The organism is uncultured Agrobacterium sp., assembly GCF_913777885.1.
In the GTDB taxonomy this organism is placed as follows: domain Bacteria; phylum Pseudomonadota; class Alphaproteobacteria; order Rhizobiales; family Rhizobiaceae; genus Agrobacterium.
The window spans coordinates 158,162-181,171 of record NZ_CAJYTV010000018.1; the positions used below are offsets into that span (position 1 = coordinate 158,162).

At 56.5% G+C, this 23,010-nt stretch carries 16 protein-coding genes; 4 read left to right on the forward strand and 12 right to left on the reverse strand.

The genetic code is table 11. The annotated features are described in order from the left end of the window. Positions 1-17: 17 nt before the first annotated feature. The 7 genes from QZ869_RS17580 to QZ869_RS17610 all read right to left on the reverse strand — a co-directional run bounded on the left by QZ869_RS17580 (position 18) and on the right by QZ869_RS17610 (position 8,915). Positions 18-1,529: an ABC transporter substrate-binding protein gene (locus QZ869_RS17580; protein ID WP_296022084.1), complete on the reverse strand. Its 1,512-nt coding sequence runs from the start codon at positions 1,527-1,529 to the stop codon at positions 18-20. A gap of 64 nt (positions 1,530-1,593) precedes the next feature. Next, positions 1,594-2,331 carry a FadR/GntR family transcriptional regulator gene (locus QZ869_RS17585; RefSeq protein ID WP_296098451.1) on the reverse strand — a complete coding sequence of 246 codons (738 nt, stop codon included), beginning with the start codon at positions 2,329-2,331 and terminating at the stop codon, positions 1,594-1,596. 203 nt (positions 2,332-2,534) lie between these two features. Then, positions 2,535-3,344, reverse strand: coding sequence for an inositol monophosphatase family protein (locus QZ869_RS17590; RefSeq protein ID WP_296084006.1), 810 nt, complete (start codon positions 3,342-3,344; stop codon positions 2,535-2,537). A gap of 30 nt (positions 3,345-3,374) precedes the next feature. Beyond that, positions 3,375-4,436 carry an ABC transporter ATP-binding protein gene (locus QZ869_RS17595; protein ID WP_296106265.1) on the reverse strand — a complete coding sequence of 354 codons (1,062 nt, stop codon included), beginning with the start codon at positions 4,434-4,436 and terminating at the stop codon, positions 3,375-3,377. Continuing rightward, entirely contained in the window at positions 4,433-6,664 is a 2,232-nt protein-coding gene (locus QZ869_RS17600) for an iron ABC transporter permease (protein WP_296106266.1), read from the reverse strand. The genes QZ869_RS17595 and QZ869_RS17600 overlap by 4 nt, the downstream gene beginning before the upstream one ends. Before the next feature lie 93 nt (positions 6,665-6,757). Beyond that, positions 6,758-7,783 (reverse strand): ABC transporter substrate-binding protein, encoded by a 1,026-nt coding sequence (locus QZ869_RS17605; protein WP_296106269.1) that lies wholly within the window; start codon positions 7,781-7,783, stop codon positions 6,758-6,760. A 103-nt stretch (positions 7,784-7,886) separates the two neighbouring features. After that, a complete protein-coding gene (locus tag QZ869_RS17610; RefSeq protein WP_296084014.1) occupies positions 7,887-8,915 on the reverse strand; it encodes an ABC transporter substrate-binding protein in 1,029 nt (342 codons plus the stop codon). A 216-nt stretch (positions 8,916-9,131) separates the two neighbouring features. On the opposite strand from QZ869_RS17610, the gene QZ869_RS17615 reads away from it, so the two are divergent. From QZ869_RS17615 to QZ869_RS17625, 3 genes are all read left to right on the forward strand, one after another. Further along, positions 9,132-9,878, forward strand: a complete 747-nt coding sequence (locus QZ869_RS17615) for a response regulator transcription factor (RefSeq protein WP_296084017.1) — start codon at positions 9,132-9,134, stop codon at positions 9,876-9,878. Next, complete coding sequence (locus tag QZ869_RS17620) at positions 9,875-11,983, forward strand: ATP-binding protein (protein WP_296106272.1); 2,109 nt, start codon at positions 9,875-9,877, stop codon at positions 11,981-11,983. The genes QZ869_RS17615 and QZ869_RS17620 overlap by 4 nt, the downstream gene beginning before the upstream one ends. Before the next feature lie 152 nt (positions 11,984-12,135). Beyond that, positions 12,136-14,136: a hypothetical protein gene (locus tag QZ869_RS17625; protein WP_296106274.1), complete on the forward strand. Its 2,001-nt coding sequence runs from the start codon at positions 12,136-12,138 to the stop codon at positions 14,134-14,136. A gap of 119 nt (positions 14,137-14,255) precedes the next feature. Here QZ869_RS17625 and QZ869_RS17630 read toward each other — a convergent pair whose 3' ends face one another. From QZ869_RS17630 to QZ869_RS17640, 3 genes are all read right to left on the reverse strand, one after another. Beyond that, entirely contained in the window at positions 14,256-15,530 is a 1,275-nt protein-coding gene (locus QZ869_RS17630) for a diguanylate cyclase (protein ID WP_296106276.1), read from the reverse strand. A gap of 159 nt (positions 15,531-15,689) precedes the next feature. After that, on the reverse strand, positions 15,690-16,805 hold the full coding sequence (locus QZ869_RS17635) for a GTP-binding protein (RefSeq protein WP_296106278.1): 1,116 nt from the start codon (positions 16,803-16,805) through the stop codon (positions 15,690-15,692). A 116-nt stretch (positions 16,806-16,921) separates the two neighbouring features. After that, positions 16,922-17,956 carry a D-alanyl-D-alanine carboxypeptidase family protein gene (locus QZ869_RS17640; protein WP_296106588.1) on the reverse strand — a complete coding sequence of 345 codons (1,035 nt, stop codon included), beginning with the start codon at positions 17,954-17,956 and terminating at the stop codon, positions 16,922-16,924. A 242-nt stretch (positions 17,957-18,198) separates the two neighbouring features. Between QZ869_RS17640 and QZ869_RS17645 the strand changes: the two genes are divergently transcribed. Further along, entirely contained in the window at positions 18,199-19,362 is a 1,164-nt protein-coding gene (locus QZ869_RS17645) for a M20 aminoacylase family protein (protein ID WP_296106280.1), read from the forward strand. 644 nt (positions 19,363-20,006) lie between these two features. On the opposite strand, the gene QZ869_RS17650 is transcribed toward QZ869_RS17645, so the two are convergent. Then, on the reverse strand, positions 20,007-21,632 hold the full coding sequence (locus QZ869_RS17650) for a GMC family oxidoreductase (RefSeq protein WP_296106282.1): 1,626 nt from the start codon (positions 21,630-21,632) through the stop codon (positions 20,007-20,009). A 456-nt stretch (positions 21,633-22,088) separates the two neighbouring features. Beyond that, entirely contained in the window at positions 22,089-22,835 is a 747-nt protein-coding gene (locus QZ869_RS17655; protein ID WP_296106284.1) for a potassium channel family protein, read from the reverse strand. Positions 22,836-23,010 lie beyond the last annotated feature (175 nt).

Here is a 23,010-nt window from a genome sequence, read left to right on the forward strand (position 1 = left end):
CCTATGTTATCAAGGTCTTAAGAGCCTTTCTTCACGCCGGTCAGACGGATCATACCGTCCGTCGATGGCGTAAAGCCCGTCACCGCTTTCGACGTGGCATAGAGATAGGCCTGATGGCCGAGATAAATGATCGGAAGATCGTCATTGAGGATCTTGGTCGCAGCATCATACTTCTGCTTGCGCACTGCGTTGTCGGTGGAAGCACGGGCTTCGTCTAGCAACTTGTCCACCTCAGGATTGCAATATTTGGTATCGTTGATACCGCCCTTGCAGGTAATGAACTGATGGATATTGCCATCGGGATCAGACCGGCCCGACCAGTCAGAGCGCGACAGGACGTAGTTGCCCGCAGTCTGCTCCGACAGGAGCGTCGCGAACTCCGTTGCCTTCAGCTTCACGTCGAAGCCTGCTTCCGCCGCCATGGCCTGGATGACCTGCATCATCTGCGTCTGTGTGGTGTTGTTGGCGTGCTGCAGTTCGATTTCGTAGCGCTCGAAGCCGGCTTCCTTCATCAAGGCCTTGGCCTTCTCGACATCGCGCGCCGGTACTGGAACATCCTTATTGTACCAGGGGCTCGTCGGCGGCCACGGCTGATTACCGGCCATCGCGGTGCCTTCGAAGACGACTTGGTTGATTGCCTCACGATCGATAGCTAGCGAAAACGCCTGGCGTAGACGCTTGTCTTTTCCGAAAGGGTTGTCGGCACGCTGACCGTTGGCAATGTTGGCATAGAGCGCCAGATAGCCGGGGCCTACGACCTCGCCATATGTGAGCTTCGGATCTTCCTTAACGGAAGCGGCGTCGGAAGCAGAAATGCGCTCCGCCATATCGAGATCGCCCGCGCGCAAGTTTGCCAGACGCACGGTGGTGTCCGGAATGGGCAGGAACGTCACCTTGTCTAGAAAGATGTTGTCCTTGTTCCAGTAGTCAGCAAACTTCTCCAGCACGATCCGGTCCTGCTGGATCCGTTCGGCGAACTTGAATGGACCGGCGCAGACCGGCTTCGAACCGAAGTTGGCACCAAGCTCCTTGCCCGCCTTCGGAGAAATCATCATGCCCGCGCGATCAGAGAGCTGGGCGAGTAGGCTGGCATCCGGCTTCTTCAGCGTGAACTTGATTTGGTATTCACCTGTCGCCTCGACCTTGGCAACGGAAGCCAACTCGCTCTTGCGGCGCGATTCCGGCATCGTCATGTTGCGCTCGATTGTATAGACGGCAGCGTCTGCATTGAACGGCGTGCCGTCATGGAAGAGTACGCCTTCACGCAGATCCATCGTCAGAGTGCTGCCATTGTCGCCCCAAGCCCATTTCGTTGCGAGCTGAGGCACCACGGCGAGGTTATTGTCGAGATCCACCAGCTTGTCGCACATGCTGGTGTACACGAGGCGCCCCACGAAGGTTCGTGACTGGGCGGGATCGAGTACATCGGCATCGTCCTGCAAACCGATGCGTATTTCAGCGGCAATGGCAGAAGATGATATCAGTGCCGCTGCCAGCAGAGCACTCGAAAGTTTTGCAATTTGTCTCATGTCGTTCTTCCTCTGATCGGTTTGAGGCAGCCGGTTTTCCGGTTCTTGCCATGTTCGTCGTTTTTCAGGTCTCTCCCTTTGCCCCATGATCGAGATGATCCATCGATGTTTGGCGGATCAGACGTTCTTGGAGCGTCAGAAGGTGATTTCGCATAGCCTCGCCCGCTTTAGCCGGATCGCACGCCGCAATCGCATCGATGATTTCGGCGTGCTGGTCGCGCGATTCCTTGAGTGTGTCGTCAACGCGCCGCGCCCGTTCCCGGACGGCCTGCCAGGACGGGTCCTGACGGACTCGGTTCACAACGTCGAAAAGCGAAAGAAACAATTGGTTGCCGGCGCTCTGAGCGATCAGACGATGAAGCGAGCCGTCCCAGAGCTCACGCCAGTCTGCGTCGGTGCGTTCATAAATCTTCGCGCATGTTTCTCGCATTCGGAGAATGTCCGAGGGCTTGGCCCGCATGGCAGCGAGCTGCGCCAGTTGCGGTTCAATGCGAAGCCGAACCTCCATGATCTCCATGAAGTCGGTGCCAGGTACCAGGCTTGCTGCATGGTCACCCCAACTATCGGGCTTTTGGCCAAGAAAGGTTCCCGCTCCTTGGCGACGCCAGATCAAGCCCTCAGCTTCAAGCACCTCCAAAGCGCGCCGGATTTCTCTGCGACCGGCACCAAGTCGCTCGCTGAGCGTGCGTTCCGTCGGCAATTTTCCATCGCGTCCGAAAGCACTTACGGCAATCAGTTCGCGTAAACGCTCAAGCGCGAAATTGGCATTTTCGGGTCCGACGATGCTGGATTTTTCGTTCATTGGTTCGTACCAATTCAATATTGGTTCAATGAATGACGAACACGTCCTTTCGTCAAGCCTAAATTTTATCCAAGCAGAAAATTTATGCAGGACAACAGCAGCGAAGAGGGTGATTGCGCCTAGAAGACATGGAAAAAGCAGCGGCTATGTTGCTGGCCGCTGCGTATAAAGAACGTCAGGTTGATCGCCGAACTAAGGCACTATCAAGCTGCCAAAGCTGTTCGATGAACTTCCATAAGCTCATGATAACATGATGTATTTCCGGCAAGAACCGGTTGACCTTCGAAGAGCTTCTCACCTTCCAGTGAAAAGGGCATGAACTGCCCACCAGCCTCTTTCACCAGGCAAAAACCCGCCATGCAGTCCCAGGCGCGCATATGAGGCTCGTAATAGCCCACCAGGCGACCTGCCGCCACATAGGCCAGCATCAACGCACCAGATCCATTACGGATGAAGTTGCCGCCGCGGGCCATGACGTCGCAGATAATCCGACCGACTCGCTCCGGGGTGACGTAGTTGTTGCAGCCGATCCCGGTCAGAGCATTCTGTATGGTTCTGGAGGGATCTAGCGTCAAAGGCACGCCGTTCAAGCTTGCACCCCGCCCTTCAGAAGATGCGTAGGTTTCGTCTGCGCATGGAACGCGGATGACACCGATGACCGGCTGACCGTTACGAACCACGGCGATAGACACGCACCAGCTCGGCATGCCGTTAACGAAAGGAGCGGTGCCATCGATCGGGTCCACGACCCAAGTGTAGCCAGACACGCCATCGTCGTAGCCGTGCTCCTCACCTAGGAAACCGTCGCCGGAGAAGGCTGCCGCAACGCGCTCCCGCAGCATGGTTTCGACGTTGCGATCTGCGATCGAGACGACGTCCTGGAGGTCTCTTTTCGTCTCTATCACAAGGCTGTCGCGCTTATTGAAATAGTCGAGCGCCATCGCCCCGGCCTCGACCGCCAGTTCTTTTGCAAGCGCAAAGCGCTGTTCGAGGTCGTCATTCCGTTCTGTCATTTCCGATATCCTTGGTTCAATCCGCAAGTGTCACGCGTCAATGAGCGCTATGCCACGGTTTTTAAAACTCAGTGTGACGTCGCTGGCTTCATTCACAGTCTGGTTCATGTCGTGATCGACGATAAAAAGTGTGCCCACTTCCGTTTCGACTTCATATTCGACGTGGCCGCCAAGATAGGCCGTATGCAGGACACGCCCCGGCATCCCGCCCTCACCCGGAGCGCCGATCCGGATCGATCCTGGACGAACGGCAAGTTTCGCAGCGCCTGATCGCGGCTCTCTACTTTTGATTCGGTGCTCGCTCTGACCAATGCGAACGACCGCGTCATCGCCTGTCTGCGAGACGACTTCGCAGGGTACGACATTCGCCTCGCCCATAAAGTCTGCAATGAAAGACGATGCCGGGGCTTCGTAAAGTTCGCGCGGAGCACCGGACTGAGCAACAGCGCCATCCTTCATGACGATGATGCGATCCGACACAGCCAATGCCTCGTCCTGGTCGTGTGTCACGTAGACCGCGGTGAAGCCGATACGTTGCTGCAATTCGCGAATGTCGGTGCGCACGCGCCGGCGAAGTCGGGCATCGAGGTTCGACAAAGGTTCATCGAGAAGAAGCACCTGCGGTTCCAGAACAAGAGCGCGCGCGACCGCAACACGCTGCTGCTGGCCACCGGAGAGTTCAGCCGGGAGACGGTGACCCATGCCGGAAAGCCCGACAAGCCTCAACCCTTCTTCCGCTTTGTCCAGCGCCTCGGCCTTTTTCAACCCTGAAGACTGAAGACCGTAGGCCACGTTGTCGAGTGCACTCATATGGGGGAACAGCGCGTAGGACTGGAACACCATAGACACATCACGCTCATTGGCGGGCAGCATGGTGACGTCTTTGCCGCCGATCAGGATGCGACCGGAGTTCGGATGTTCCAGCCCAGCCAGCATTCGAAGCGTCGTTGTCTTGCCGCAACCGGATGGGCCGAGAAGTGTGACAAGTGTGCCCGGCTCGATCGTGAGCGATAGATCCGGTATGGCAGTAAATGCGCCGAAGGTCTTGCGAACATTCTGGAAAACGACTGAACCGGGTTTAACGGTAATCATGCGGCTTTCTCCTGAGGATTGGATATGGATGGAGTTTGCGAGACGCCGGCAACGCGATTTTCCCGGCGCAGACGTCGTTCTCCTACTGCGAGCTGGAACCCGGCAATAACGGCGATCATGACGACGATGAGCATGGAGGAATAGGCAATCGCCACCCCATATTCACCATTCTCGACAAGCCCGACGATATAAGATGTCGCCATATTGTACTGGGCGCTAACGAGGAAGATCACGGCGCTGATGGATGTGATGGCGCGCACGAAGGAGTAGACAAGTGCCGCTCGAATGGCCGGACGAAGCAGCGGCAGAACCACCAGCCTGCTCGTGCGGAAGCTGTTGGCCCGTAGTGTCAGCGAGGCTTCATCAAGGCTCTTGTCCAACTGGCTCATGGCCGCGATGCCGCCACGCACGCCAACCGGCATATTGCGGAATACGAAACACATGATCAAGATGATGGCCGAGCCCGTCATCTCCAAAGGTGGCAGGTTGAACGCCATGATGTAGCTGACGCCGATAACCGTACCGGGAATGGCAAAGCTCATCATCAGCGCAAATTCGAAGAGATTGCGGCTGGCAAATTTCTGCCTGACGATGATGTAGGCGGTCAATAGACCGACGGCGGCGGTAAGCGGTGCTGCGATCAGAGCAATTTCAAGTGTCGTCCAGAAAGAGTTCCATGCAACGCCGGTCCAGGCAATGGAGCCGTTGCTGATACTGACGGAGAAGGCGCGGACGTAATGTTCGATCGTTAGCGTATTATCCAGGCCCCAGGTCTTCACGAAGCCACCGATCAGGATCATGCCGTACACGACCACAGTGAAGATCATCCACGGCACCACGAGGGCGTGAACGGCGATCGACATCGATTTCGGCAATGCGATATGCGCCCCGCTATCGCCCTTACCCGTGACCGTGGCAAAGTTCTTGCCCGCCAGCCAAAAACGCTGAGCCAGGAAAGCGGAGAGTGTGAAGCAGAGGAGAACAATGGCAAGCACCGCTGCCCTTGAGGGATCGTTCTGCGAGCCGACGACGGCGAAAAATATCTCGGTCGAAAGAACGCCGTGGCTCCCGCCCAGCACCAGTGGGTTACCGAAGTCGGCCATGCTTTCGATGAAGCCTATGAGAAAGGCGTTCGCGAGACCGGGCTTCATTAGTGGCAGCGAAACGCGCCAGAAGGTGCGCCAACGGTCGGCGCGCAATGTCTGGGATGCCTCTTCCATGGATGGGCTAACCCCTTCCACCACGCCTATGAGAACGAGAAAGGAAATGGGCGTGAAGGACAGAACCTGGGCGATCCATATGCCTGTCAGGCCATAGAGCCAGCGACCGGGCTCGACACCGAAAACGCTGGACATGAATTCCGTCACGACACCGGCGCGGCCAAAAAGCAGCGTGAGCGCAAGGCCGATCACAAAGGGCGGCGTGATAATCGGCAGCACCGTGAGCAGCCGCAGGCCCTTTTTGAAGGGAAAGCGCGTTCTCGTTGCGACCAACGCAAAGGCAAGTCCGAGGATTGTCGAGCCTGCGGCCGTCATGAGCGCCAGAAACAGTGTGCGCCACGCAACGCCACATCGTCCGGCACCAATGGCGCAATCAAGACTCCAGATGCCAGGATCCTGCATGTTGCGAATGAAGCCATCTGGATTGAAAGAGCCATCGAAATCCTGCAGCGCGCCTACCATCATGCTGCCGATAGGATAAAAGACGAAAACCCCGACCAGGAAGATTAGTAAGGAGATACACGAAACGATAAAGGCATCGCCCTTCATGAAGCCGCGTTCGGCAAGTCCGAACGAGATGAAGAGAACGAAGACGAAGGCCATGGTCACTGCGCCGGCGCCCATGGATGGCTGACCATCAGACAAAGGACCGAAAATACCTTCGCTCGCCTGCCATGCCCATCCTGAGAACCCGATGGCAAGTCCTTGGAGCACGAGTAAGCCAAGGCCCAGACTGCCCGCCGTTACCAGGATGCCTGCCCGCTTGTCGGCATTTGACATCGTCCGAGCCACGGCTCCCATGAGGAAAAACACGAGGATACCGAACAGCCAGACCCGGCCTTCCGAAACCATCTGGAGAATGCCCGGAGCGACTGTTTTCGACAGCGGAAATTCCGCAAGCCAGCCGAGGCCAAAAAAGCCGCTGTCGATACGGTACCAGGGAACGAGCACCAGCGCGGCCAGTCCCAAGGCCAGAACAAAGTCCAGCCGGCGATTGCCATGGGTCATGGTCAACCTCACAAATTTGAGTGCGTCAGAAAAGGGCTGCCTCTATCTCCGGCATTACGGCGCGCGGAGATAGAGGCAGCGGGGAGCCATTGATCAGTTGGCGACTGCGCCGACATCCTTGTCCCAGCGTTCGAGCAACTGCTTGCGCTTTGCAGGATCGCCATATGTCTTGAAGTCATAGTTGATCAGCTTGATATCCTCAAAGCGCGGCGCTTCCTTCGGAATCTCGGCATTCTTGTTGGATGGAAGCTGGAAGGACTTGGCGTCTTTCATGCGCGACTGAACGTCGGGTTGTAGCGCCCAGTCGTACCAGATCTTGGCGTTCTCCATATTACGCGCACCCTTGACGATCGACATGGAGCCGATCTCATAGCCTGTTCCCTCGCAAGGAGCGATCGACTTTACCGGAAAACCTTCCGCCGTCATCGCCACTGCATCGTGCATGAAGACGATGCCGAGTGCCGTTTCGCCGCGCGCTGCGGCCTTCACCGGGGCAGATCCAGACTTGGTGTACTGAGAGATATTCGCATTCAGCTTCTTCAGGTAATCGAAGGCCTGATCTTCGCCCATGATCTGTACCAGCGAAGCAAGCGCCGTATAGGCCGTTCCCGATGAGTTCGGGTTGGCGATCTGAATTTCGCCCTTCAGTTCAGGCGCCAGAAGATCCGCCCAGCACTTGGGCTCCTTGTAACCCTTCTTCTTGAAGATGTCGGTGTTGTAGCCCCATCCGAGAGCGCCGGCATAAACCCCAACGGTCTTGTAGCCGGCGCTTTCCGCCTGGTTCTTCGCCCAATCCTGCAACTGGTCAAGCATCTTCGATTTATACTCGAGCGTCAGGTTTTCGGACGCTGCCTGAAGATGGGGATCGCCGGTACCGGCCCACCAGACATCGGTTTTCGGATTGCGGGCTTCGGCGCGGATTTTCGCGTAGGCCTCGCCGGACGACATGCGCACCATATTCACCTTGATGTCATGGCTCTTTTCGAAGTCGTTCTTCATCTGCTCGCAGATCACCACATCCGCAGCGCAGATGACGTTGAGATCGCCGGCGGCATGGGCAGGAACGCCCATAAGGGTGGTTCCTGCCAGAAGCAGGCTGGAAATGAGTGTCAGTCGCATGTTTTCCTCCATAATTTGCGTCTGAATTCTGATCTCGGGGCAAAGCTTCGCCATTCGGCATCCGGTCGGCTGCCGATCTTTTTTCAATTCGAAGCTTGCTTAGTTACTGGCTGGGCGGATGAACTTCCGTGTCAAATCTCAGAAGGAGCCTGCCCCTTTCCTCCGGTGTGCCAAACGTCGCAAAGTCATAATCGACCATTTTCATGATCGAGAGGTCAGGGGCACCAGACGGCAAGGCAGCCTTCGCATTGGAAGGAACCTGGTTTTGCCCCGCAGCCGCCCCCGTCGCCTGACCCGCCGGGCTCAGTGCAAAATCCACAAAGCGCCGCGCCTCATCCCTGTTTTTTGTCCCGCGAACGATACTGACCGCACCGATCTCGTACCCCGTTCCTTCACACGGGGCGACGATGACCAGCGGGGCTCCTGCCTCCTTCTGCGTTACCGCATCATGCATGAAAGATATGCCGATCAGGGCCTCCCCGCGGGCGGCAGCCTTCACAGGTGCGGAACCGGCTTTCGTATATTCCGCAACATTGCGATCAAGCGCCTTCATGTAAAGAAAGGCGTCGTCTTCGCCAAAAAGCTGGACCAATGTTGCGAGCGTAGTGAAGGCAGTACCCGAATAATTCGGATTGCCGGTCATGATCTTTCCGCGGTAGGCATCGCTGATCAGGTCTTTCCAGCATGTCGGGGCTGGTAGCCCCTCTGTCTCAAGAAGGTTTCTATTGTAGGCAAAGCCGAGTGCGCCAGCATAGATACCGGCCGCCTGCCCGCCCGACATGGAAAAGAAGTTCTGCGCCCAGGGAAGAAGCTCCGCTTCATGGGGAGACAGATAGGCCTCCAGTAGATTTTCGGAAGCCGCCTGCAGATGCGTATCTCCCGTACCGCCCCACCAGACATCAATTGTCGGCGCGTCCTTCTCTCTCCTGATCTGGTCTAGAACTTCGCCCGTGCTCTTGCGCACCATGATCGTCTGTACGCCAGTTCTCAACTCGTAGGCACGCTGCATAGCCGCGCACCACGCCTCGTCCGCCGCGCAGAGAACGCTCAGCTTTTCGCCATCCTGCGCAATGGCGGCGCCACAGACCCATAAGGTCAGCCCGGCACTGAATGCAGCAAGCAGTCTCTTCACGACAATCCTCCCTGGAACCTCCCCGTTCCAATCTTGTGCGTCAGGATGCCAGAAGCCAGCGCTTGTGCAATCTGAGAATGGTTACCGATTTTTCAATGCGTTGGGCGAAAGGGCGGAGATGATTACGAATATTACAAATGTAACAACGCTGATCATCATCCACCTTTTGAATATTCCTTCACTCTTGCCTATGATCGCTGGTGGGAGGACTACACCGTGCAAAACCAGAGGATCAAGATACTGATCGTCGAGGACGATCCGGATATGGCGGAGCTTATTTCTGATCTCGTTGAGGCCGAAGGCTGGTCTCCGCTTGTCGTTCACTCCGCGGAAGAGGCTACCGCAACACTTGGCCGGGAACAGATGCATCTGGTTCTCCTGGACCACAACTTACCCGGCATATCTGGTAGGACTTTTGCCCAACGCATTCGAAATGTATTGGGATTGAATGTCGGAATTGTCATGGTCACCGCTGCGGGAAGCGCCACCGAACGCGTGCTCGGTTTGGAAACGGCGGCCGATGACTACGTGGTCAAGCCATTCGAGCCTATCGAGTTGACGGCGCGCATCAAAGCGGTTCTTCGTCGTGTTGCGCCATCTCTAAAGGTGGAAAAGGAGCCGGAGCGCGAACATGAGCCTCACTCGCTGCGACTTGGAGATTGGGCGGTGGATCTGTCGGCACGCCGGGCAATGTGCTTGGCCGATCGCAGCAAGACGCTGACCAGCGCGGAGTTCGCGCTCCTGGAAATTCTTGCGGAAACACCGAACCGCCCCGTCAGCCGGTCGCAAATCCTCGATCGCCTGGGAGCAGAGAGCGACCGCTTCATCGATCGCAATGTCGATGTGCTGGTTCTGCGTCTGCGCCGGAAGATCGAGCGTAACCCAGACCTGCCTCAGCACATCCAGACCCGCAGGGGCAAGGGATATGTTTTACATACCGAAAATGCCGGGCAATCATTGTGATCAACCGGCCTTTCCTTCGGTCCATCGCTTTCCGTCTGCCTTTCGCCATCATCTTCATCTGTTCATCGGTCTTTATACTATCGGCAGTGGCTATCTACGGCCTGCAAAAAGCCAAGACGGAAATGGCGGCCTACAGTTCGCAGGCATTTTCCAGCCTCGCGCGCGCCTCTTTGATCTCGCGTCGGGTAGCAGATCTGGTGTCCAGCGCGCCGTTATTGATGAACGCAACGTCTCCCTATCGCGTTTCGAGCGAGAGCCGCGCCGTCGTGGTGCAGGTCGACAGCCTGCTGCAAACGATTGCGCAGTACAGGCAGGCAGAAAGCCAGGTCGCGCTTCCAAACGATGATATCGTCAGCCTGCTGCAAACCATTCGCCAGCAGACCCTCTCACTCGCCGCGGACGCAGACGCCGCCCAGCAACACAAGGCCGAGGCCGCCGCAACATTAGGAAAAATCAGCGCTGAGCAGACCGTAAAAGACGACGCGCTTCGTCGTCGGCTTAACGCCCTCGCCCAGGCTGCCGCCAATTCTGCCAGTCTGTTCCAGTTGGGCGAACTTCAGCGGCGCTTCACGGCCGAGACGGGATACGGCGCAGAAGACGCGACGAGATCGGGAGATCTGAGCAACAAAGCGCTCACACTTTACAGGAGCGTTTTCGATGCCCAGACCAAGTATCTGCTGGAAATGTTTGCCATCCAGTCGTCGGCATCAAAACTTCATGCCGTATCCCGCGGCCTGTCCCACGCCACTGAAACGCAAAGCCAAGCCGTTGCACGCCGATTGACCGATGGCCTCGCCTCGGCATCTGCGGCACTAACCCGGCTGATTGTCATGGTCGCCATTGCCTTCGTGATTCTCGTCATTCTTTCGACTTTGTCGATCCGTTCCGTCATGCGGGTGTCAAACGGCATCACCGCGCTATCAGGAGGCATGAATTCCCTGGCCAAAGGCGAGCAGGAGGTCACGCTCCCAGCCTATCGCGGATCGGAAACAGAGCTCATCCGCCTATCGGACGCCTTCCATGCTTTCAAGGACAGCGTCGACCGCGTGTCTCGCCTTCGCCGCACAGCGGAAGCTGCGGCGCGGACGATCCGCTCCACTTTCCGGACGATGAATGAGGGCATCGCCCTTTTCGATGTTTCGGGCCAGCCGATCACCATGAATAGACGCGTCATCGAGCTTGTCGGCAGACGTGGCGGATCGTCGCGCAAGCTCCCGTTGCGCAACTTCATAGAAACGATCCCTGAAATCGACCCGGCCCTTTTGCCGTGTGACGGAGACCCCGGCAAGCTTGCCACGCGACTTACCCTGCGCCACCGAACCCAGGATCAGCAGGTCACAGAAATAGCGCTTTCCCGTCAGCCGGATGGCGGCATCGTTGTTCTCGCGCGGGATGTCACGTCGCTTGACCGGCAGGAGGCGGAGGCTGCAAAAGTCCAGCGCCTGGACGGTATCATGCGCATGACCCATCAGTTGAGCCACGAAGTCGGCAATATGATCGGCATCATTACAGGAAGCCTCGGGCTTCTGGAACGCGAGACGGGCTTCAGCGAGCGCCAACAGCGCAACATCAATCGCATTCGAAAAGCGGCGGATCGAGGTCGGGCACTTGCCAGCAGTATGCTTTCCATTGGCAGCCAGCACCCCATCCACCCAGCCTGCGCGGACATCGGAGCTCTGCTGAAAGGGATGGTGGATGTTCTGGAAATCGCCGTAGGTCCGCGCAATCAGATCAGCCTCGACATCGAAGATGGTCTACCGAAACTCGCATTGGATGCGGCGCTTTTCGAACAGTCGATTTTGAACCTCTGCCTGAATTCAGCTGCCGCCATGCCAGACGGCGGATCCATCTCCATTTCTGCAAGAATGCGCGACGATCTTCTAGACGTCTCCGTCCAAGACGATGGACAGGGAATGGATCAGGATGCCGTGGACAGGGCTTTCGAACCTTACTTCACGACCCGTTCTCAGCAGGGAGGAACGGGCCTAGGCCTTGCCATGGTCTATGGCTTCATGCGCCAGAGCGGCGGCGATGCAAGTATCGCCTCAAAACCAGGCGACGGCGTACGAGTGTCGCTGACATTTCCTGTTCCCGATCGGGTTTGAGACATGTGACCTGGGAGCCGGACAAGAATTGCCGATTGGATGTTGAAAAACAACGCCAAAAGTCACGGCAAGCTAGCTATGCTGGCTTGCGCGGCAACCTTGGCGTGCCTAAAACGTGCCTGATCGAATTTTTCCATGAGAGGACAGGCATCTTGGAGCAGGCAGACACCAAAACCGGCAAGCGTCGAAACAAGGCTCTATGGGCAGCAGCGGCAGTGATTGCCATTGTTGCAGCAGGCGCGGTAGGCGGTAAGGCGTTCTATAAAGCAAAAGTCAATGAACTCATCGCTCAAAGTGGAGCCACAGCGGCTTCGGTCGATGTCGATTTTCAGGGGCGAGTCCATATTCGTGATCTGACCTTGCCGATCCAGGAAGACGAAACGTTGCGCATCGCAGCAATTGATGGACGCCCGAAGCTGCCATTCTTTGATGGCGCGTTGGAACTCAGCAATATTTCTTTCGATATCGCCAAAACAAAGGTCGTTGTTCCAAGCGCTCGCATCGATAATGGAGAAATCAAATCTTCCGGCCAACAGGTCGAAGGTGCGAAAACGCTGTCCCAGCGCCTTGAACGCCTTTCGGCCCGCAGCGTTTCCATGCCGGAATTGACACTTACCCAGCCGGCAATGGCCGGTGGCGAGCAAAAGATCGTTTATTCTAACACAACGTTTTCGGACATCGTCGATGGCCGGATAGCGCGATATTCGATCGAGAAGACCAATATGGATTTCTCGATGAAATCACCTGACGCAGATGGGGCGGGTCAAGCCACGCAAATGAAGATGTCGACCGGTGAGATCAAAGGTCAAGATGTCGATGTCCCCTATATCGCAAGGCTCTATACCGAACGGGCCGGTCCCGATGACAAGCAGGCAAAGCAGGTCTATGGCCCAATGTCGGCCGTAAACGTATCGATTTTCGATCAAAAGGCACGGATAAGCTACGACGAGCTTAGCAGCACTGGATTCAGCGCAAAGATGCCGACCGAGCCACTTGTGGAAACGTTGGCATCATTGACGGAGGTGAAAGATCCAAGCGCGCTTGAACCGGCGGAACGCAAAGCTTTCTTCTCCAAAGCCCTCTCGATTTTCGACATGATGGGCACGAGCGACATTCGGATGAAAGGCCTGAAAGCTCACGATGTCGATAAAGCATCGGGCTCTGAGGGCAAAGATTCCGATTTCGTCATAGAAAACATGGATATGAAAATCGACGGCTATAAGATCGATTTCGGTATCAATGGTTTGTCGGTACTCAATGGTGGCGATAAAGTCGTGGTCGGTGAGATCGCGATCAATGACTTCGATTGGAGTTCCACTGCCGAAGGGATTCGCGAGTTCGCTGGATTGGGCGACCAAGAAATAGCAACCTTCGAATACAAGCGACTGATGCCGGCATTCGGCCGCATGCGGTTCGGCGGTTTGGATTTCGATACATCTGCACCCGAATCCTCCGAGGACGCAGAGGCGGGCGCTCCTGAGCGGATCAAGTTCACGCTCGGAAAATTCGAGTCGGTGATGTTAAAGCCCATCAACGGCATACCGACCGACGTCGAAACCACGCTGGAAGACCTTACCATCCCCTTCGCTGAAAATTCTGAGGAGTTCGCCATGGCGCGCTCCCTCGGCTTGAAGTCATTCACCTCCTCCTATGCTCTTTCCACCTTCTGGGACGAGCCGAAAAATGATCTTGTCATTCGAAAGATGTACTTCAGCGGCAAGGACATGGGCAGCATCGAGATGTCTGGCCTGTTGAGCGGCGTTACCAGACAATTTTTCTCGTTGGACGCAACCAACGCTCAAGCTGCGCTTCTGGGTTTGACGGCCCGTGAACTGAAGCTGACGGTTAAGGATGAAGGCGGCATGGACCTGATGATGAAGGCCTACGCTCTTGAAAATAACGTCAGTGAGGCGGAGGCGCGCGCCACACTGTCACTTGGAACGACCGTCATACTGCAGCAGGTTGCAGAGGAGCGGCCAAAGCTCAAGAGCGTCGTTGATGCGCTCGCAGCCTTCGTCTCCAAACCGGGAACACTCACCGTCACTGCCAAATCGAACGCACCCAACGGTCTGGGCGTATTCGATCTGATGGCCGCATCCCAGGACCCGATGCTTCTGCTTGACAAGGTCGATATCCAGGCAGCGGCGCAGTAAGCCACTGGTATTACGTTAGATGGAGCGCGCATCAAGAGCGCGCTCCATCGTCCTTCTTCTAAAATTTGTTCGATAACCGGGGTGCGGCGGCTCTGAGAACCAGACTTGGTTGCCGCGCTTCAGGCACAACTTGCAAGCAACCATCGGTCCTTTCCGGCCGCTTTCGCCTGATAAAGCAACCCATCCGCACCGGCCACAAGCTCATCGAGCGGCGTTTTCGTATCGGTCCAAACGCCGCCGATGGTGGCGCGAACCTCGACCATGGACCCGCCTATATCAACCGGCGCGCGCATGCTCTCCACGACCCTGGCGGCAATCTGCTCGGCAATACCGAGATCACCGGCGAGCACGATCACGAATTCATCGCCACCCGTGCGACAGACGAGGTCTTCGGACCGAACATTCAGCTCGAGGCGTCTAGCGGTTTCCAGCAGCACCTTGTCGCCTGCCGAGTGACCATGAACGTCGTTGACGATCTTGAAGCCATCCAGGTCCATCAGCAGAACCGACAATTCCCCCCCAAAAGAGAGCAGCGGATAATGCATTGTCAAACCGCGTCTGTTGAGCAGACCTGTAAGAGCATCCGTCTCCGAGCGACGCTCAAATTCCTTCAGGCGCAGATGCTCATCGGTAAAGTCGATGGCCACGCCCACGATACGGCGCGGCGTGCCGTCGGGATTGCGTAAAAGACGGCGGTCGCAACGTATCCAGCGCTCACCCGAGACGGTATTGAGACGATATTCGGCGCAGGAGTGGTCCACCTCACCGGTCAGAAGAGGCGTCAGATCGGCAGAGGCCATGTCGCTTGGGTTGACCCTGGCGAGGTAGCGCTCGAGATCGAGCCGTGCGGCTTGAGGCCCCTCTATGAACTGGGCCAGGCGATCTGACGTTTCGAAGTGACCTCTTGCCACATCCATATGCCAAAAGCCGCCGCGCACCGCCTCCATAGCAAGCTCAAGCTGTGCCGCCTTTTCCGCCAGTTGACGTTCGCTCTCCTTCTGGGTGGAGATATCCTGAACCTGCGACAGCAACTGCACGACATTTCCGGTGGAGTCCCGCATTGCCGTCAGATGGATCACCACATAGACGACGGCTCCGTCTTTTTTGACGTAGCGCTTCTCGATGGAATAGCCATCGCGGGTTCCGGCGATGACCGAATTGAACAGTGTCTTGTCACGGTCGATATCGTCTGGATGGGCGAAATCTGAAAATGACATACACTGAAGCGTATCGAGAGGTATGCCGACGAGTCGGGAATAGGCCGTGTTGGCTCGACGGATGCGACCATCAACATCATGAAATACAATGCCGACCGGAGCATGTTCGAAAGCGAAATCGAAGAGCGCCAAGCGAGCTTGTGCATTTTCTCTCAGCCACTGCTCCCCTTTGTGCAAAATTCTCTCCTCGAACCAAATGAAGTGCCTATTTATTAGTAGGCGCGAATGTATTTGATTCAAGCACAAGAAATCATGGTCGAGTCTCGTCGCCGTCTTGACCGGACGACGAAACGACGGGCTGCGCCGACAATATTGGCGGCAACGTCCTGGCTGGCATTAAAATGTCAGGCCCGGCACAGCCAATGGATTGTCTGTCATTGCCTGACGATCCGGCCTGTCGATCGTCGCCGTTCCGGTAAACGCCGCGAAGAGATCTTTCACGAAATCCTCGCTCAAATCCTTTGTGATCAGCACCATGCGCGTGCGGCGATCCTCCGGATCGGGCCAGCCGGGCAAACGCTGCGGCGGATGAAAGATAGACTGCACGCCATGCAAAACAAGCGGCCTTTCCGTATTGTCTGAAAGCGCCACGATCGCCTTCATACGCAGAAGCTTTTCCCCATGGGCGGAGCGCAGCAAATCCACGAACATCTCTATGGCCATCGGATCGATGGGGCGATCGTGCAGAATTGAGAAAGATCGGATCGATGCATTGTGCCGGTTTACATCGTGATGGTGATGTCCGTGATGATGCTCGTGACCATGATGGTGCTCGTGATCGGTAGCCTCCTGCCCCAGCCAGCGCTCCACATCCGCAGTCTTACGAGTGGCATCGTAAAGACCGTTATCCAGTAACGCGGTCGCGCTCCACATCTCCTGATCCCCATCCTCGATATCGGCTCGCGGATTGAGTCCCTTCAGCCTTTCGGTAAGCAGCGCGACTGCGTCTGGAGCGGCGAGCTTGCGCTTCGTCAACACCAGCCGATCGGCAACCGCCACCTGCTTGATGGCTTCTTCATGGTGATCGAGCGTCAACGCGCCGTGGACGGCGTCCACGACGGTGATCACGCCATTCAGCATGAAATTCTGCGCGATGACCGGATTTCCCATGATCGATTGCATCACTGGCGCGGGGTCGGCAAGCCCGGTGGTCTCGATGACGACACGTTTGACCGGCTTCAGGCGCCCGGTTTGAATGCCGTCCATCAATTCGGCAAGTGTATTTACCAGTTCACCGCGAACCGTACAGCAAAGGCAGCCTTCGGCCAGCTCGATGATACCATCGCCCGAACGCTCCACCAGCAGATGGTCGATGCTGACATCGCCGAACTCGTTGATAATGATGGCCGCATCAGCCATTTCAGGATCTTTGAGAAGCCGGTTCAACAGCGTTGACTTGCCCGCGCCGAGGAAGCCAGTGAGAATGGAAACCGGTATGCGTTCGAATGCCATGAGGCACCTTTTCGTTATAATATTACAACTCTGCCCGATGTATCACAGTGTCAGCCAAGAAAGAAAGCCTACGATCGTCGTTCGGTGGCGCGGGCCGTTGTGAGCTCGTTAGACGCTTAAAATGCAGGGCGCGGTATCGGCACCGGCACATTTGCCATTTCCTTGCCACCATTACCTTTGGGCTCGGCTGCTACGACCGGCTCGGTGCCCGGAATAAGGCCCGCAAAGGAATAGACAGGCGGACGTGTCATCTCGCGAACATAGGGCGACTTGATGATCATGCGCCCTGCCTCGTCGCGGCTTTCGCTGCGTACCTTTGCGGCTTTCGGATTGCAGATATCCTTGCTGATATCGTTCACCGCAACCGTATCGCCATATGGTGCGAGAGAGGCAAGCGATACCCCCTGCCCCGCAGGCGAAGTCAAGCCGAGCTGCAGCAATTCGGCAGATTCATCGGTCCGCCCGGCGAGGCTGTCGGAACCAAGAACCACGGAAATGACCTGCCGTCCGTCGCGCTTGGCAGAGGAAACCTGATTGAACCCGGAAGCGCAGATAAAGCCGGTTTTCATGCCGTCCGCCCCATCGAAACGGCCGACCAGCATGTTGTAGTTGGCGTAATTCTTCTTACCCGTGGTCACACCTTCCAGAGAGAAGTAACCGGAATATTCTGGAAACTCCCGCTTGATGACGAGCGCCAGAAGGGCGAGATCGCGCGCCGTGGTATATTGCCCGGCACCTGGAAGACCATTCGGATTGATGTAATGCGTAGACGACATGCCGAGGCGCGCAGCTTGCGCATTCATCTGAGCGACGAAATTTCCTTCGGTGCCACCGATAGTTTCGGCAATCGCCACAGCGACATCATTGGCCGACTTGATCAGCAATAGCTTCAGCGCGCTATCGAGAGTAAGCTTCGAACCGGGCTTGAAATACATCTTGCTGGCAGGTTGATCGGACGCATGCTTGCTGAAGACGACGGGCGTATCGGGGCTGAGCTTGCCGGATTTCATCCCACTGAACGCGATATAGGCCGTCATCAGCTTGGTCAGCGAAGCCGGATACCATTTGCGAAAAGCTTCCTGATGCGCGATCACCCTGCCGGTTTTGACATCCACCACCATCTTTGGATTGGCATGAGCCAGCGATGTCATCGCCAATATGCTGGCAGCCACAGCGGCAACTGTTTTTGAAAGTCGTCCGGCGGCGCGGCGTGTTCTGCGATCGTCTTGCAAGGCGTATCCTCAAATTCCCGTCTTCTTGGCGGGATTGGCAATATTCACCATATATGGCCTAGCAATGGCAAACTCCATTGATTGCGTCAATTATGCGGCGCAATATCAAGACAGAACCAGTACGATTCACGCATGCCGATTTGGAAGTCAGGACCGAGAGAATGCCGATTTTGAATAGAGCCGCCGAGTTACAGCAAGAAGCGACGCAGTGGCGGCGTCACCTTCATCAGAACCCGGAAATTCTCTATGACGTGCATGAGACCGCCCGCTTCATTACCGAGCAGTTGACCGCCTTCGGCGTGGATGAAGTCGTCAATGGAATCGGCCGCACAGGCGTGGTCGGCGTCATCCATGGCCGTAGCAAGACGGGCCGAACCGTCGCTCTGCGCTCCGATATGGATGCGCTTCCGATACTTGAGGAAAGCGGCAAGCCCTGGGCATCGACCACGCCCGGAAATATGCACGCCTGCGGCCATGACGGGCATATGGCCATGCTGCTTGGCGCTGCGAAATATCTTTGCGAAACCCGCAATTTCGATGGCTCCGTCGTGGTGATCTTCCAGCCTGCGGAAGAAGGGGGTGCCGGCGCGCTTGCTATGGTGGAAGACGGGCTGATGGACCGCTTCGGCGTGGACGAAGTCTATGGAATGCACAATATGCCGGGTATTCCGCTAGGCCAGTTCGCCATCCGCAAAGGTGGCATCATGGCCGCACCGGACAAGTTCACTATCATCGTCAAGGGGCAAGGCGGCCATGCTGCTCAGCCACATCGCACCGCCGACCCTATCGCCATTGGCGCACAGATCGTTACCAATCTGCAGTTGATCGCGTCTCGCAATGTCGATCCGGTACGCTCGGTTGTCGTATCGGTGACGCGCTTCCAGGCAGGGACCAGCCACAACATCATTCCCAACGAGGCGATGATCGCCGGCACGGTGCGCACTCTCGATGAGGGGGTCCGCGACATGGCTGAAGCGCGAATTCGCCAGATCGCCGAGGGTATTGCTCTCGCCAACGGCGCCCAAGCGCAAGCCGAGTATCACCGTTATTGCCCCGTGACGTTCAATCATCCGGCAGAAACGGACTACGCCGCTCAGATCGCCCGCGATGTCGTTGGGGCAACCAACGTCGATGCGGATGTCGATCCATCCATGGCGGGGGAAGATTTCTCCTATATGCTGAATGAGCGCCCCGGCGCTTTCATTTTTATCGGCAACGGCGATACAGCCGGTCTTCATAACCCAAGCTACGACTTCAATGACGAAGCAATCGCCTACGGCATTTCCTATTGGGTAAAACTCGCGGAGCAACGCTTGCAGGGCTGAGACAGCAAATTTCTGGGCACAGCGACTGCATGCCGCTAGAACGCGGTTGATCCTTAAAGCGCGGTGGGCTAAAAGCGCCACTGTGTGTCCACGTAGCTCAGCAGGATAGAGCACAGGATTCCTAGAGAAATTGGGGGTCGCGACCGGAAACGACGCGATCGATCTGCTCAAAGTCGGGGAACGCTTCGCTGTGCTTTCAGCATGCCAATCCCGAGCCAAGCTTCGGAGAAATCCGTTGAAGGTGTAGAGACTGGATGGGCAGCACCTAAAGGCTTCAAAGCCCATGGTGAAGGGACAGTCCAGACCACGAACGCTCCCACCCAAAAAGGCGGGACGGCGGCGAAAGCCGAAGTGGTATGAATCCTGGGGTCGGAGGTTCGAATCCTCTCGTGGACACCAATTTTTCTATGAAATCAAGAACTTAATGCATTGCCGCGTCGGTGACGCGTGGAATTGTCAATGTTACCATTCTATCGATCATCCTAACTGTCACCGCTCATCTGGGATGCGCGTATCGCGCCGAAAGCTCCGTCCAGATACCGAAACTTAAGTCGCCAATATCAATGCGACTTCCGAGGCGTCTCGGATTTTGAAAAGGTGCGACCCGGCAAGGAGTGACAGCGTCGAGCCCGACTGTGGGCAGTCTAGTGGCCACTCTTCCGTTCCATGCGCATCATAGCCGCTGCTTTTTCCGCAATCATCACCACCGGTGAGGCGGTGTTGCCGGAGACGATCCGCGGCATGATCGAAGCATCGACAATGCGCAGCCCCTGAACACCTTTTACACGTAGCGCTGGATCGACCACGGCGTCAGCGTCCACTCCCATACGGCAGGTACCGACGGGGTGAAATATGGTGGTGGCGATATCGCCTGTCTTTTTCAAGAGCTCATCATCGTCCTGGAATTGAGTGCCGGGAAGGAGTTCATTTGGCTCATAGGGCCGCAGGGCATCGGTCGCCATTACTTGCCGGGCCTGACGGATTGCCGCGATAGCAACCGAACGATCGTGGTCTGTCGACAGATAATTCGGCCTGATCTCGGGTTGCCGGTCAGGATCGGTCGAGGTGATGTGGCATGTCCCGACACTGCTCGGCCGCAACTGGCAGACCGACACGGTAATGGCCGGGAAAGAATGCAAAGGATCGCCAAGCTTTTCGGTGGACAGAGGTTGCACATGGTACTCAATGTCCGGACGGTTCGCGCCCGGAGTGGACCGCGTAAACATGCCGAACTGGCTCGGCGCCATCGACATTGGCCCCGAGCGCATCAGCGCATATTCCGCTGCGATCTTGATCTTGCCTCGCCAGGAGTTGGCGAGCTGGTTGAGCGTAACGGTGTTCTTCACCTTGAAGACGGTGCGAATTTGCAGATGATCCTGTAGGTTCTCGCCCACAGCCGGTCTTGCCAGGTTGACCTCGATTCCGAGCGAACGAAGACGCTCCGGATCGCCGATACCGGAAAGCTCCAAAAGCTTCGGTGAGTTGATGGCGCCGGCTGCCAGGATCACCTCGCTGCTGGCTTTTACATGGAAAAAACCTGCGGATGCGCGATACTCAACACCTGTGACGCGGTTTCCATCCATGGTCAGTCGCTCCACCAGCGCATGCTTGATCACACGAAGATTGGGGCGCTTGAGTGCAGGACGCAAGAAGCCGCGTGCCGTGTTCCAGCGCACGCCTTTGTGTTGGTTCACATCGAAGAAACCTGACCCCTCATTGTCACCATCATTGAAATCTGGGCGTGGCTTGATGCCCAGTTCACCTGCGCCCGCCTGCACTGCCTCGAGTATTGTCCATTTCAGCCGCTGGCGATTGACCTTCCATGGACCACCGGTCGAGTGCATCTCACCTTGCGGACCATGATAATCCTCTGATCGCTTGAAATAAGGTAGAACGTCTGACCATCCCCAGCCCTCATTGCCGAGCTCACGCCAGCCGTCATAATCGGCTGCCTGTCCGCGCATGTAGATCATGCCATTGACCGACGTGCAGCCACCCAGCACCTTGCCGCGTGGGTAAGCAAGGCTGCGCCCATTGAGGCCCGCTTCGGGTGCTGTGCGCATCATCCAGTCGGTCCGCGGATTGCCAATGCAATAGAGATAGCCAACGGGGATCTGCACCCAATGATAGCGGTCGGAGCCCCCTGCTTCCAGCAGCAGGACACGCACAGATGGATCTTCGCTCAGGCGGGCAGCCAGCACGCAGCCTGCCGTTCCGGCACCGACGATCACGTAATCATACTGGCCATCCAGGCTTATCGTTCCCGCCATTGTTCATGTCCTTTCTGGTGCCGGTGATCGCGATGAAGTCCCACGAACCATCTCACCCTAATTTTTCGATGCGTTCCAGAGGTGCGCATCTGCCTGCTGAGATCTCGCGCATCGAGCCATCTCGCCGCACTTAAAGACAGCGCAACAGAACTAGACCTCACGATTGAATGCTTTTTGCCGGTCCAATGATATAGTCGAGTAAAATACAATCCGCTTACGCCATCAAAGCTCGGCCAATCGGCAGCTTGCGTCCGTGGCGGCTGCTGACGTTCCTCCCCCAAAAAAATCAGGCCATTTTGGCCTGGAGTTTTCCGCGTACGATCCCTGAGAGTAAGAACAGTAGATTCGATGAAAGCATCAAAGTTTTCGCTGCGCATTCATCCGGTCCAACAGCATAGACAGCGTTTTATCGATCACTTTTACCAGAAACCCCAGTGCGCTGAGAAAGCGCTTTAATCAGTCGTTATCGTTGGGAATGTTCAGCAAGTGTCCACACGCCTTGCAGTGGACGGCGTCCACCTCGTGGCGCTGAAGCCCACAAGCCTCGCAGGGATAGAGCACTTTGTACGGACGGACGATAGATTGGGCCAACCTGACAAACAGTGAAATGCCGACGATCATGGTTACGACAGATGTAAGTTTGCCCAACGGACCAGGAAGCGTTATGTCCCCGAACCCTGTCGTGGTCATGGTCGCGACAGTGAAGTAAAGAGCGTCGATAAACCCGACAAGGCCGCTCTGGTGATAGAAAAACGTCGTGTACACGAACCCCGTCACCATAAACAGGAACACCAGAAAGTTGAGGGATGCCCGCACCACATCCCTGTAGGAATGGCAGCCCAACCGTTTCAAAATGACAGCGAAGAGCGGACTCTCACCTATGGCCCAGAGGCGCATCGCTCTGAGGAAGGCGAAGTTGAAAAGAGCGTTGGGAAAAAGAAGCGTTCCAAGAATGACAAGATCGATCCAGGTCATCGGTCTTTTGAGAATGGCGCGCAGCGAACCAGCAGCAAAGATCCGCGCCAGCAATTCGGCAAAAATCCAAACCGCGATCATGTAGTCGATGATCAGATAGGAAGGTCCGCTTCGCAAGAACGGTCCGAAGATGAAAAACGAAATGATCGTCACATCGATCACGGCGAGCGCCGCTTGCCAGCGAAGCGCCCACCTATCGCCTCCGCGCTCGACGCGGCGCAACTTCATCTGCAAAATCTCTAAACGAGACGGCATGGATCTTCTGGTTCTTGTTGGTGAGGCCATTTCTCACGGATAAGCGCGGGATGTCATCGGGTCAACGGCAAGAGCGACGGCAGAATGTAAGAGGCTCCGGATTCTGGCCAATGAGATGACCAAGCGAATGGAGCGAAATCGCCGCTCA

Excerpts from the sequence above, each read along its gene's own strand:
- QZ869_RS17580 (WP_296022084.1), bottom strand. The coding sequence starts at position 1,529 with ATGAGACAAATTGCAAAACTTTCGAGTGCTCTGCTGGCAGCGGCACTG.
- QZ869_RS17585 (WP_296098451.1), bottom strand. The coding sequence starts at position 2,331 with ATGAACGAAAAATCCAGCATCGTCGGACCCGAAAATGCCAATTTCGCG.
- QZ869_RS17590 (WP_296084006.1), bottom strand. The coding sequence starts at position 3,344 with ATGACAGAACGGAATGACGACCTCGAACAGCGCTTTGCGCTTGCAAAA.
- QZ869_RS17595 (WP_296106265.1), bottom strand. The coding sequence starts at position 4,436 with ATGATTACCGTTAAACCCGGTTCAGTCGTTTTCCAGAATGTTCGCAAG.
- QZ869_RS17600 (WP_296106266.1), bottom strand. The coding sequence starts at position 6,664 with ATGACCCATGGCAATCGCCGGCTGGACTTTGTTCTGGCCTTGGGACTG.
- QZ869_RS17605 (WP_296106269.1), bottom strand. The coding sequence starts at position 7,783 with ATGCGACTGACACTCATTTCCAGCCTGCTTCTGGCAGGAACCACCCTT.
- QZ869_RS17635 (WP_296106278.1), bottom strand. The coding sequence starts at position 16,805 with ATGGCATTCGAACGCATACCGGTTTCCATTCTCACTGGCTTCCTCGGC.
- QZ869_RS17640 (WP_296106588.1), bottom strand. The coding sequence starts at position 17,956 with ATGACATCGCTGGCTCATGCCAATCCAAAGATGGTGGTGGATGTCAAA.
- QZ869_RS17645 (WP_296106280.1), top strand. The coding sequence starts at position 18,199 with ATGCCGATTTTGAATAGAGCCGCCGAGTTACAGCAAGAAGCGACGCAG.
- QZ869_RS17650 (WP_296106282.1), bottom strand. The coding sequence starts at position 21,632 with ATGGCGGGAACGATAAGCCTGGATGGCCAGTATGATTACGTGATCGTC.
- QZ869_RS17655 (WP_296106284.1), bottom strand. The coding sequence starts at position 22,835 with ATGAAGTTGCGCCGCGTCGAGCGCGGAGGCGATAGGTGGGCGCTTCGC.